Consider the following 11242-nt stretch of genomic DNA (forward strand, 5'->3'; position numbering starts at 1 on the left):
ACGCCTTGATACCAGCACAACATCAGATGTCCGGAGAACGCCATGCGCAAGATACCCCCCTTGAATTCCGTGCGAGCCTTCGAGGCTGTGGCACGTCACCAGAGTTTTTCCGCAGCGGCGAACGAGCTCTCTGTCACGGTCGCCGCGGTCAGCCATCAAGTCCGGCAACTGGAAGACGGATTGGGACAAAAGCTGCTGGAAAGGGGCCGCACGGTGACCCTCACCGGTGCAGGCAAAGCCATCTACCCGCTGTTGCGCGACGGTTTCGACCAGATTGCCCAGGCGTTTGCCCAACTGGGTGCGCCAAAGGCGGGTGATGCCATTCAGGTGTCCACCACCCGTGCTTTCGCCGAGCGCTGGCTGATGCCGCGTCTGGCCAGGTTCAATGCGGTCTATCCGGACATAATGGTGTCGATTCATGCCTCGGAGAAAGTTGTGGACCTGCGTGAGGAGGCCGTTGACCTGGCGATTCGCTATGGCCCCAAAGATGCCGACGGGTGCGGGTCAGTATTGTTTGAGGACAAGTACGTCGCGGTCGCGGACAACAGCATCTGTCCGCCCGGGCGTACCCCGACGATAGACGACTTCCACAACCGCTCGCTGCTGGCGTTCAAATGGAAGAATCAGGCGCTGCAAGCACCGTCGTGGTCAACCTGGCTGGCCGCGGTCGAACACGACAGCTCGCGGGATTTGCGCACCTCCTGGTACAGCGAGGAGACCCTCGCGCTGCATGCGGTCGAGCAGGGACTGGGGCCGTTGCTGTGCAGCAATGTGCTGATCGACGACGAGCTTCGCCGCGGGCGAATGCGTCGAGTGCAAGGACCGAGCCTGCCCGGGTTCACCTACCATCTGATCGAAGACACAAGGTCGGTACCACGGCGCAGTCTGGCGCTGTTCAGGGACTGGTTGCTGGACCAGGCCAGGTCATTCCGGGAGAACACCCTGGATGACCTGGCCGGACAGCAGATGGCGCTTACCCCTTGAAACCGGCTGCGCTCGATGGTCGACATCAGTTCCACCCGCAGGCTTCGAATCCGCGTTTCCCCGACCAATCCGTTGACCGACGCCTCCTTGAGCGACGGCGCAGCCTCGGACCGGGTAATGGAACCGGCGGTGGTTCGGCTGCAGGGTGATCATGATTGCTCCCATCGGTGGCGGTGCGTCAGGGCGGTCAAACCAGTGAAAACCGGCTTGCTCGGGCTTCGATCATTTGCCTGGCCAGGACCGGCACGGCATCGAATGCATCGGCGATCGAGGCTTCATGGCGCGCGTCGCCAAATTCCTGGTAGTCAATGGCGATGACGTGGGTCTCGTGGACACCCAGGTAGTGGGCGCAGGTCTGGATGTGAGTGTCGAGGTGGTTCATTTTTTCGCGAACGCCACCCGGGCCGAAGCCGAATTCGCCTCGGGAAGACAAAACCACCAGCTTCTTGCCGCTCAGGACCGGCTCCAGAGGGTAGTCACCGCGGTCCAGATCAAAGGTGAAAGTCTTGCCGATACGAATCACTTTGTCGAACCAGGATTTGAGCGCGGCCGGCATGCCGTAGTTGTACATCGGGGTGCCGATCACGATGACGTCGGCGCGCTCGATCTCATCGATCAGTTGATCCGAAAGCCGTAGCTCCCCGCGTTTTTCGGCGGTCATCTGTTCTTCGGGGGTAAAGGCCGCGGCAATCCAGTCCTGCGTCACGAAAGGTGGAGGGTTGAGCCCGACGTCACGAACAATGACGTTTGTGCGGTGATCTCGCTCGACCCAGGCCTCGACAAATGCCCGGGACAATTGACGGCTCAGGGAACGATCGGTTCGTGCGCTGGCATCGATATGAAGAAGGGTAGTCATGTGCAGTGTCCTGTTAAGCCCGAGACCCGATTGCCTCGGTGACTGCAACAAGTTGGCCACGATCTTCGACGGCCAGGCTATTGACATTTATTTGAGTGGCGACAAATAAAACTCAACGAGCGAGTTTTGTTTGAGGTGTCGGGTTAACTCCACTTTTATTTAAAGCTTGAAGTGCGGGCTGCATGTTCGGGGGCGTTACGCAATTGAGTAATACTTGAAGCGGCAATTTTTCTAAAGAGCGGTTTAGTTATTATCAATTACCTTATCTGACCGTCCTCGCTTTAATGGCTCGGGGCGATTCACGGGGTCGCCGGTCAGCGAGGAAAACAATAATGTCCATGCGTCGCAAGTCTGAAAAAAGTTTAATCAACGAGGCCAACTACGATGCCCTGGGCATCGAGCCGGTGCCCGATAGCCAACGCACTTCAACGCCGCTGGACCAGTTCTGGATCTGGGCCGGAGCGAATGTGGCGCCCATCAACTGGGTGCTGGGGGCAATCGGTATCCAGCTGGGTTTGAGCCTGATCGAAACCCTGCTGGTGATCGTGGTCGGCAATCTGCTGGGCGCCGCCTTGTTCGGCGCCATCTGCATCATGGGCCACCGCACGGGCGTGCCGCAGATGGTGCTGTCCCGGCTGGCGTTCGGCCGCCGCGGTGCCTACCTGCCAACGATCATGCAGGTATTGATGCCCATGGGCTGGGTGGCCACCAACACCTGGATCGTCCTGGATCTCGCGGTGGCCGCCCTGGACAGGGTCGGCATCAGCGGTGGCATGGAGCTCAAGTACGGCATCGCGTTGATCGTCATGCTGCTCCAGGTCGGCATCGCCGCTTGGGGCTTCAACGCCATCAAGTGCTTCGAACGCTACACCATGCCGGTGATCCTGCTGATCATGGTGGTGATGACCGGGCTGGCGTTCACCCATGTGGACATCCAGTGGCAGGCCTCGACCACTGCCGGCATCGGCAAGCTGTCGGCCATGAGCAGCCTGATGACGGCCATCGGCATTGGCTGGGGTATTTCCTGGCTGGTGTACGCCTCGGACTACACCCGGTTCACTCAAAGCACACTGTCCGACGGCCAGGTGTTCAGCTCGACCTTTCTCGGCATGTTCCTGCCCACCGTCTGGCTGGCCTTTCTCGGTGCGGCGATCGCCTCGGCCGGCGCGGGCTCGGACCCTGCGCAACTGATCATTGCGGTGTTCGGTACGATGGCGCTGCCGGTGCTGCTGGTGCTGTTACATGGCCCGGTCGCCACCAACATCGTGGTCATCTATTCGGCCGCACTGGCCACGCTGTCGCTGGACCTGCGAGTGCCACGCTGGATGGTGTCGACGGTCTCGGGGGTGGTGGCGCTGTTCATCCTCTATCTGTTCCTGCAATCGGGCGAGTTCGTGCACGCCTTTGAAAACCTGATGGTGTTTTTCGTGGTGTGGATCAGCCCCTGGGCCGGCATCACCCTGGTGGATTTTTTTCTTATCCGCCGTGGCCAGATCGATCTGCAGTCGCTGTATTGCCATCACTCGGACAGCGCCTGCACTGATATTAACTGGAGAGGAGTATGTGCCCTTGCGACAGGCGTACTGGCGGCATGGTTATTTCAAGTGGGCACCATTAAATCGCTACAGGGCCCCATTGCAATGGCACTTGGCGGCATTGACTTGTCCTGGCTGGCCGGGTTTGGTGTGGGCGGTGGGATTTACTACTTCTTGCACCGTTCACGGCGAACGGACGTTGTTCGTTCATCGCTGATGGTCAAGTAATTATTTATTCAACGATTTAATTAATAAAGAGGTAAGTACCCATGTCTCATCTTGAACAAACCAATGTGCTGACGGCGTTGAGCGCAGGAGCCGAAGTCGATGCGTTCCTCGGTAACGTCGTGGAGATCGCGATCGTGACCCGTGACCACCAGCGCACCATGGACGGCTTGCTCAAGCTGGGGATCGGCCCATGGCGGGTGTACACCTTCAGTCCGCAAAACACCGACAACCAGACTTACCATGGCGAACCCGCCGAATTCGTCTTGAAAGTCTGCTTCGCACAGTCCGGCAACATGGTCTGGGAGTTGATGGAGCCAGTTTCCGGGCCGACGATTTTCGCCGATTTCCTTGAGCAACACGGCGAAGGCATCCAGCACGTCGCCTACGACTGCAACAACATCCCGTTCGAAGATCGCATCAACGAACTGACCCGTCGCGGCTTCAAGTGCGTGCAGTCGGGTTCCTGGATGGGCGTGAATCATTTTGCGTTCTTCGGCACAGAAACGGATACCACCACTGTCTTTGAAACCTACGCGTTTCCTGCCGATTGGGATTACCCGGAACCCGAGTCCTGGTATCCACCGCGAGCCTGATCAACGCGGCATCGTCTCAGCGCTGATGGGCGCTGAGACGTTTAGTCGTGTGCAATCGACATTGGGAGTACTGCCTCATGAACACTGTACGAATGGATAACCTCAGCTGGGTCGATTACGAGCGGCGGGTGCAAGCAGGCGCCGTGGTCTTTCTGCCCATCGGCGCGACTGAACAGCACGGTCCGCATTTGCCTCTGGGTACCGACGCCTTGCTGGCCAGCGCCATCAGCGAAGACGTGGCCAGGGCACTCGACGGCGTCGTCGCCCCGGCGCTGTCCTATGGCTACAAGTCCCAGCCAAAATGCGGAGGAGGGCAACACTTCTGCGGCACCACCAGCGTGGATGGCGCCACCTTGATCGCCATGGTCCGCGACGCTGTGCGCGAATTTCATCGCCATGGCGTGAAGCGCCTGGTGCTGGTGATCGGTCATTATGAAAATCAGTGGTTCGTCACCGAGGGCATCGACCTGGCCCTGCGCGATATCAGTCCGGATGCCGGACTGCGGGTCATGCGCCTCGAGCACTGGGAGTTCGTCCGGTCACAAACCCTCGACAGGATCTTTCCGGACGGGTTTCCCGGCATCGCGCTGGAACATGCCGCCGTCATCGAGACCTCTATGATGTTGCACTACCACCCGCATCTGGTTGCCCTGGACCAGATCCCGGACCACGGGCCAGCGCAATTCCCCGTTTACGATATGTACCCGACGCAAACCGAATGGGTGCCGCAAAGCGGCGTGCTGTCATCGGCCCGGGGCTCCAGCGCCGACAAGGGCCAATGGCTGGTCGAGGATGTCATCGGCGGGATCGTCCAGGCGGTGCGGTTTGAGTTCGGGATCGAATCGTCGCACCGCAGCGAAGGCGGTGTGTCAGTCGACTACGATGCCGGATGGCGCAAAACCCTGTAGGAGCTGGCTTGCCAGCGAAGGCGGTGTGTCAGTCGACTACGATGCCGGATGTCAGTCCGCCTTCGTCGGAGCGCCGCCCGGAGCAAGCTCGCTCCCACAGGATCGCGGTCATTCACAAATAGTGTGCTTAGGGGATGACCTGATACCCACGCTGCTGCATGCAACTGGCATAGGCGGAAGAAGCGGCAGCCGTATTCTGCTCGTCACTGCGCCGATCCTGACGGCGATCCTGACGTTGCCGGGAACCGCCGACAACTGCGCCGGCCACCGCCGCATCCTTGGCCTTGTTCTGCCGATATTCCTGTTTCACATCGTCATCGACCCGATCGTAAAACTCGTCATGCTGACGACCGCGGGCCCCGGCCACCGCCGCGCCCGCGACTGCGCCAGTCGCGGCACCACGGGCCCGTCCACCGGTTTGAGGGCTGGTGCTGGTGCTGCCGGTACCGCCGGCCTGAGCCTGGCAGGCGCTTATGTCCTGCTGGATGATGTCCGGGGACTGCCCTTTGAGCGGCGTCACGGTCTCGGCCGTCGCGCACAGGCAGACCATGGAGAACACCGTCGCGACGCAAGGTAAAATGGACTTGTTCATAAGGACTCCACTGCTTGCAAAGTGCTTTGGTGGTGCGGGTCCGGGAAGGACATGCCGCAACCTGATTCGCGCCCCGTCAGATGTCCCGCGTTAGATCGCTTCTGCATTGGCGACCCGCGCTTTTCGTATGAACAGCGCGCGCACCTTCTCCCAGAAATTGCCCCCCAGCACGAAGAAACTGGCGATCAGCATCAAGTCGCCCAGTGCCTGCAACTGCCAGAGGTTGGGCCTCAGGCCCGGCCAGAGGGTGTCGACGTAGGGTTCAAGAAAGGCCGAGACCAGCGGCACGAAGAACATGACGATGCCGATTCGATGCCGCCACGGACCGACTTCGGCATCCATGCTGGGCGTCATCGACGACACATAACCAAACACGGTGCGCTTCAGCTGCTGGAACCCGGCTTTGCCCATCACCGCAATGACAATGATCAGCAGCACCTTGTTACTGATGAACAGCACCCCGGTCAGCGCGGCGATCCTTGAACCCGCCACACCGAACAGCGCGGCAAGGGGTACCAACAGCCAGGAGCCCAACATCACGCAGAGAATGATGATGCCAAACTTGAAGCGCCAGCCGGCTGAATGAGGTTCAACAGTAGCCTGGTTTGTATTCATGAGTGTCGTACCTTTTAACCGGTCGCTGCAGATATGGGGATGTTAAAAAAGCTTAGCAGCCGTTTGCCCGTTTGGGCGTCTATGCTCCAGTGAACTTCGTCGGCCGGGAACAGCGTAAATGCAGTCATGTAGAGCCTTGCTGTGTCGGCCAGGCCGGCTCCTGCTGCTTGGCGTGCTGGGTCTTTGCGGCTGTGTACGGCTCGGGCCGGATTTCCAGGCGCCTGGGGAGGCATGGGTCAAGCAGTGGGGTAGCCCGGCCCTCGAGCAGTCCAGTCAACGCAGCCTGAACCCGGATCTGCGGCAGTGGTGGCAAGTGTTCGCCGATCCGGTCCTGGATCGGCTGATTGCCGAGTCCGATGCGCACAATGCCGACCTGAAAATCGCCGGCCTGCGGGTAATGGAAGCCCGCGCCCAGCTGGGTATCGCGCAAAGCGGACGTTACCCGCAGCTGCAGCAGGCCAGCGTTGACAGCCTGTACTTCAACCGTCGGCAGTTCGGAGGCACCAATCCCCAGGACAGTCATTTCTGGCAACACAGCGCCGCATTCGACATTGGCTGGGAGCTGGATTTCTGGGGGCGCTTCAGTCGCGCCATCGAGTCGTCCGATGCCAGCTACTTTGCCGCCCAGGCCAACTATGAAGACGTGCTGGTGCTGTTGCGCGCGCAAGTGGCCGAGACTTATTTCTCTCTGCGCACCACCGAAGCCCGTTTGCGCGTCGCCAGGGAAAACGCGGTACAGCAAAAGCGCAACTTCGAGATCACCGAAAAGCTGTTCAACAGTGGCCAGCAAGCCGAACTCGACCTGCAACAGGCCAAGACCCAATACCTGGGCACCTTGAGCACCATTCCCGGTTTCGAAGACCAGCTGCAGCGCACCCGTAACGCCTTGGCGGTGCTGATCGGGCAACCGCCGGGCGCACTGCCGCAGCTGATGGAGTATCAAGGACTGATTCCGCTGGTCGATCGCGCGGTGCTACAGGACGTGCCGGCCAACCTGTTGCTGCGCCGACCCGATGTGCGCGCCGCCGAACTGAATGTCGCCGCCCAGTCGGCGCTGGTGGGCGTGGCCGTTACCGACTTCTATCCATCGCTGACATTGCTCGGCAGCATCGTCTGGTCGGCCGATACCCTGAGTGGCACCTCGCGCAACCTGGATTTGATCGGCGGCCCCAGCCTGCGCTGGAACCTGTTCGACCATGGCCGGATCAGCAACAACGTGCGGGTGCAGGATGCGCGGTTGCAGCAGTTGATCGAGGTGTACCGCGACAAGGTCCGTCAGGCCGCACGGGAGGCGGACGATGCCGCCTATGGCCTGATCAAATCCCTGGAGCGCGAACGCATCCTCGGTGAAGCCGAAACGGCCGCCAAGCGTTCGCTGGTGCTGGCCAGTGCGCAGTATCGTGAAGGCTACTCGGACTTTCAGCGGGTGCTGGATGCACAGCGGGCCTTGCTTGAGCAACAGGACAATTACCTGGTGGCCCGCAGCAACGCGGTGAGCAATGCGATTGCCTTGTACAAAGCCCTGGGCGGCGGCTGGTACAGCGCGCGGCCCCTGGTGGATCCGGCCACTCGCCAACAAATGGAACAACGCACCGACTGGGGCGATGTGCTGGAGGAGTCTGCCATCCCGGCGCCAGCCTTTCCGATGTCTTACCAGGAACAAGAACCATGAGTGAAGCTCCCCGGCCCGCGTCCGAGACACCTGTCAGCCCGGCACCGGCGCCCGCACCGGCCGCCGACCCGACGAAAAAAGGCATCAAGTGGGTGCTGCTGGTGATCCTCCTGAGCCTGGCCTGGTACCTGTTGGCCGACCGGTACACGCCTTATACGCAACAGGCCCGGGTGGGGGCCTTTGTGATTCCGGTGGCCTCGGAGGTGGCGGGGCGGGTGACCCGGGTCAACGTGCGCAATAACCAGGACGTCAAGGCCGGCGAATTGCTGTTCGAAGTCGACCCGCAGCCTTACCGGATCGCCGTCGACCGTGCGCGGGCGGATCTGGAATCGACCCGTCGGCAGATCGGCGCCAGCACCGCCGGGATTGCGGCGGCGCAAGCCAATCTGCGCGCGGCCCAGGCCAATGAGCTCAAGGCGCGCCAGGACAATCAGCGGCTGGAAGGCTTGTACCGCGAAGACCCGGGTACCATTTCAGTTCGCCTGCTGGAAGTGTCGCGTTCCACCCGCGAACAGGCGGTCAGCCAGGTCGCCGCCGCCCGCGCCGAAGTGCAGCGCGCGCGTGAACAGGAGGGCGGCAGCGACGAAGACAACGCCATCTTGCGCAGCGCCGCCACGGCGCTGGAAAAAGCCGAACTGGACTTGGCCAATACGCAGATCCGCGCCCGCTCCTCCGGCCTGGTCACCGATCTGCGCACCGATGTCGGGCAGTTTGCCGGGGCCGGCAGCCCGTTGATGACCCTGATCGCCATCCATGATGTCTGGATCAGCGCGGACATGACCGAGAACAACCTCGGCCTGGTCAGGCTCGAGACGCCGGTGGCGATTGTGCTGGACGCGTTGCCGGGGGAGATTTTCGAGGGGCGCGTGCGCAGTGTCGGCTATGGCGTCAGCGTCGGCCAGACACCGCCGCCCGGCACGCTGCCCAGCGTGCAGAACAGCCGTGACTGGCTGCGCCCGGCCCAGCGCTTTCCGGTGATCATCGAGTTTTCCCAGGAATCGAGGACCCGGTTGCGCGACAGCGGTGCCATCCGTGCCGGTGGGCAGGCGGAAGTCATGGCGTTCCCCACCCAAGGCAATCCGTTAAATTTCCTTGGCCGTTTATTCGTTGGTCTGATGAGTTGGCTGTCGTATGTCTACTGAGCGCGCGCCCCGGGCGCAGCGTGCACTGCGCCTGGCCACGGGCACGGCGCTGAGCCTCGCCGCCAGCTTCGGACTGGGGTTGCCGATTCCCTTTTTTGCCCCGGTGCTGGCCGTGCTGCTGCTGGCCACACTCAATCGGCCGTTGCCGTTCAAGGCGGGGCTGGTGCTGGCCCTGGCCGCGCTGTTGACCACCGCCATCGGCCTGCTGTTGATCCCGATCCTGCGCTATTACCCGGTCAGTGGCGTACTGTTGATTGCCCTGTGTCTGTTTCTGGCCTTCGGCTATGGCCTGCGTGGCGGTAACAACCTGATCATGACCTTTCTGGTGATTGGCCTGACCATGATCTCGTCGGCCGGTGTCGCCGAATTCGAGCTGGGAGCCCTGGTCATCGGTGCGCTGGTCAAGGGGTTGGTGCTCGCGGTGGGGGTGCTGGCGTTGAGTCACTGGCTGTTTCCCGAGCCGGCCAACGCTCCGCCACCCCCGGCCCCACCGTTCTTGCCCGCCGACGAAGTGGATCGGGTGGCGCTGCGCACCACCCTGATCGTGCTGCCGACCTTCCTGTTGGCGCTGATCGATCCGGCCAGTTACCTGCCGATCATTCTCAAGGCCGTCAGCCTGGGACAGCAGAGTTCGACCGCGACCGCCCGCAACGCCGGCCGCGAACTGGTCGGCTCGACCTTGTTCGGCGGCCTGCTGGCCATCCTGTTCTGGTGCGCCCTCAGCCTGTTCGTGCATTTGTGGATGTTCTTTCTGTGGATGCTGCTGTTCGCCCTGGTGCTGGCGCGCAAGTTGTATGCCCTGAGCCCGACCCGGCTAAGTCCCGGGTTCTGGCTCAACAGCCTGATCACAATGATTATTCTGTTGGGACAGTCGGTGCAGGACAGCGCGGCGGGCAAGGACGTCTATACCGCCTTCGCCGTGCGCATGGGGTTGTTCATCGTGGTGACGCTTTATGCCTGTCTGATGGTCAATCTTCTCGGTCAACGCCGCGGCGAATTGATCGCCCGGTAGCACCCCGTCAACTCGATGTTGAGGGTGGAATCATCGACTAAACTCAGCCGGTTGGTCATGGAGATCAGAAGGGCCGCCCACGTGTAGGAGCGAGCTTGCTCGCGATGGTCGTCAACGATAACGCGTGCTTGTTGGATAACACGCGGTGTTCTGGAGTCCATCGCGAGCAAGCTCGCTCCTACAAGGGCGCGGCGATCTGCAAACCGATGGCTGCAGCTGCTGGATCTATCTATCGGTCGTCATCTACTGGCATTTGTGAGGTCTTTTCGATGGCAAAGGACAAAAAGAAAGCCCCCAGGATCAAGCCCGCTGAAGGCCCGAAATTGAAGAACAAGGTTTATCTTGAACAGTTGCGCGGCCTGCACGTCGAGCTGGTCAAGTTGCAGGAATGGGTCAAGGCCAAGGGCATCAAGATCTGCATCGTGTTCGAGGGGCGCGACGGTGCCGGCAAGGGCGGGACGATCAAGGCGCTGACCGAACGGGTGAGCCCGAGGGTGTTTCGGGTGGTGGCGCTCCCGGCACCGACCGATCGCGAGAAAAGCCAGATGTATGTGCAGCGGTATCTGCCATACCTGCCTGCGGCGGGCGAAGTGGTGATCTTCGATCGCAGCTGGTACAACCGGGCGGGCGTCGAGCGGGTGATGGGGTTCTGCACCCAAGAGCAGGTTGACGGATTCCTGAAGGCCATTCCGCTTGTGGAGCGTGCCATCGTCGACTCGGGCGTGATTTTGCTCAAGTACTGGCTGGAAGTCAGCCCTGAAGAACAGACCCGTCGGCTCGAGGCACGCATCACCGACGGACGCAAACTCTGGAAGCTGACCGGGATGGATCTCAAGTCATACAGCCGCTGGTACGACTATTCACGTGCACGTGACGACATGTTCATGACCACTGATACCGAACATGCGCCATGGCTGGTGGCTAACTCGAACGACAAACGCCGGGCCCGCCTCAACATCATCAGCGATTTGCTCAACCGAATTCCGTACAAGGAAGTTGCGCGCGAGAAGGTGATATTGCCCAAGCGGCAGAAGCCCGGAGGCTATCGCGAACCGGATTATCCGCTGCGACGGATTCCCGAAAAATTCTGACGGGTCATTGAAGT

The 11242-nt window shown here is 61.1% G+C and carries 11 protein-coding genes; 8 read left to right on the forward strand and 3 right to left on the reverse strand.

Features of this window, described 5'->3' with window-relative positions; translation table 11 throughout:
• Positions 1 to 42 precede the first annotated feature (42 nt).
• Entirely contained in the window at positions 43 to 984 is a 942-nt protein-coding gene (locus J2W17_RS04345) for a LysR substrate-binding domain-containing protein (protein WP_307329799.1), read from the forward strand.
• A gap of 187 nt (positions 985 to 1171) precedes the next feature.
• On the opposite strand, the gene J2W17_RS04350 is transcribed toward J2W17_RS04345, so the two are convergent.
• On the reverse strand, positions 1172 to 1840 hold the full coding sequence (locus J2W17_RS04350; protein ID WP_307329802.1) for an FMN-dependent NADH-azoreductase: 669 nt from the start codon (positions 1838 to 1840) through the stop codon (positions 1172 to 1174).
• 332 nt (positions 1841 to 2172) lie between these two features.
• On the opposite strand from J2W17_RS04350, the gene J2W17_RS04355 reads away from it, so the two are divergent.
• From J2W17_RS04355 to J2W17_RS04365, 3 genes are all read left to right on the forward strand, one after another.
• The gene (locus J2W17_RS04355) at positions 2173 to 3603 is read left to right on the forward strand and encodes a purine-cytosine permease family protein (RefSeq protein WP_307329805.1); all 1431 of its coding nucleotides are present in this window, start codon (positions 2173 to 2175) and stop codon (positions 3601 to 3603) included.
• 41 nt (positions 3604 to 3644) lie between these two features.
• On the forward strand, positions 3645 to 4196 hold the full coding sequence (locus J2W17_RS04360; RefSeq protein ID WP_307329808.1) for a VOC family protein: 552 nt from the start codon (positions 3645 to 3647) through the stop codon (positions 4194 to 4196).
• A 77-nt stretch (positions 4197 to 4273) separates the two neighbouring features.
• On the forward strand, positions 4274 to 5104 hold the full coding sequence (locus tag J2W17_RS04365; RefSeq protein WP_307329811.1) for a creatininase: 831 nt from the start codon (positions 4274 to 4276) through the stop codon (positions 5102 to 5104).
• Between the two features lie 127 nt (positions 5105 to 5231).
• On the opposite strand, the gene J2W17_RS04370 is transcribed toward J2W17_RS04365, so the two are convergent.
• Both J2W17_RS04370 and J2W17_RS04375 read right to left on the reverse strand, forming a co-directional pair.
• Positions 5232 to 5696, reverse strand: coding sequence for a YMGG-like glycine zipper-containing protein (locus J2W17_RS04370; protein WP_307329813.1), 465 nt, complete (start codon positions 5694 to 5696; stop codon positions 5232 to 5234).
• Positions 5697 to 5786: 90 nt separating this feature from the next.
• Positions 5787 to 6311: a transporter suffix domain-containing protein gene (locus tag J2W17_RS04375; protein WP_307329816.1), complete on the reverse strand. Its 525-nt coding sequence runs from the start codon at positions 6309 to 6311 to the stop codon at positions 5787 to 5789.
• Positions 6312 to 6429: 118 nt separating this feature from the next.
• On the opposite strand from J2W17_RS04375, the gene J2W17_RS04380 reads away from it, so the two are divergent.
• The 4 genes from J2W17_RS04380 (at position 6430) to ppk2 (ending at position 11228) form a co-directional block, all read left to right on the forward strand.
• On the forward strand, positions 6430 to 7983 hold the full coding sequence (locus J2W17_RS04380) for an efflux transporter outer membrane subunit (RefSeq protein WP_307329819.1): 1554 nt from the start codon (positions 6430 to 6432) through the stop codon (positions 7981 to 7983).
• Positions 7980 to 9125 carry an HlyD family secretion protein gene (locus tag J2W17_RS04385; RefSeq protein ID WP_307329822.1) on the forward strand — a complete coding sequence of 382 codons (1146 nt, stop codon included), beginning with the start codon at positions 7980 to 7982 and terminating at the stop codon, positions 9123 to 9125. Before J2W17_RS04380 ends, J2W17_RS04385 begins: the two co-directional genes overlap by 4 nt.
• Complete coding sequence (locus J2W17_RS04390) at positions 9115 to 10137, forward strand: DUF2955 domain-containing protein (RefSeq protein ID WP_307329825.1); 1023 nt, start codon at positions 9115 to 9117, stop codon at positions 10135 to 10137. Before J2W17_RS04385 ends, J2W17_RS04390 begins: the two co-directional genes overlap by 11 nt.
• A gap of 269 nt (positions 10138 to 10406) precedes the next feature.
• A complete protein-coding gene (gene ppk2 / locus J2W17_RS04395) occupies positions 10407 to 11228 on the forward strand; it encodes a polyphosphate kinase 2 (protein ID WP_307329828.1) in 822 nt (273 codons plus the stop codon).
• Positions 11229 to 11242 lie beyond the last annotated feature (14 nt).

It is taken from the genome of Pseudomonas lini (assembly GCF_030812475.1).
GTDB classification, from domain to species: Bacteria; Pseudomonadota; Gammaproteobacteria; order Pseudomonadales; family Pseudomonadaceae; genus Aquipseudomonas; species Aquipseudomonas lini_A.

What these genes read in the sequence shown, in the direction of transcription:
- J2W17_RS04360 (WP_307329808.1), top strand. Translation starts at nt 3,645, where the DNA reads ATGTCTCATCTTGAACAAACCAATGTGCTGACGGCGTTGAGCGCAGGA.
- J2W17_RS04355 (WP_307329805.1), top strand. Translation starts at nt 2,173, where the DNA reads ATGTCCATGCGTCGCAAGTCTGAAAAAAGTTTAATCAACGAGGCCAAC.
- ppk2 (WP_307329828.1), top strand. Translation starts at nt 10,407, where the DNA reads ATGGCAAAGGACAAAAAGAAAGCCCCCAGGATCAAGCCCGCTGAAGGC.
- J2W17_RS04365 (WP_307329811.1), top strand. Translation starts at nt 4,274, where the DNA reads ATGAACACTGTACGAATGGATAACCTCAGCTGGGTCGATTACGAGCGG.
- J2W17_RS04375 (WP_307329816.1), bottom strand. Translation starts at nt 6,311, where the DNA reads ATGAATACAAACCAGGCTACTGTTGAACCTCATTCAGCCGGCTGGCGC.
- J2W17_RS04380 (WP_307329819.1), top strand. Translation starts at nt 6,430, where the DNA reads ATGCAGTCATGTAGAGCCTTGCTGTGTCGGCCAGGCCGGCTCCTGCTG.
- J2W17_RS04350 (WP_307329802.1), bottom strand. Translation starts at nt 1,840, where the DNA reads ATGACTACCCTTCTTCATATCGATGCCAGCGCACGAACCGATCGTTCC.
- J2W17_RS04385 (WP_307329822.1), top strand. Translation starts at nt 7,980, where the DNA reads ATGAGTGAAGCTCCCCGGCCCGCGTCCGAGACACCTGTCAGCCCGGCA.
- J2W17_RS04390 (WP_307329825.1), top strand. Translation starts at nt 9,115, where the DNA reads ATGTCTACTGAGCGCGCGCCCCGGGCGCAGCGTGCACTGCGCCTGGCC.
- J2W17_RS04370 (WP_307329813.1), bottom strand. Translation starts at nt 5,696, where the DNA reads ATGAACAAGTCCATTTTACCTTGCGTCGCGACGGTGTTCTCCATGGTC.
- J2W17_RS04345 (WP_307329799.1), top strand. Translation starts at nt 43, where the DNA reads ATGCGCAAGATACCCCCCTTGAATTCCGTGCGAGCCTTCGAGGCTGTG.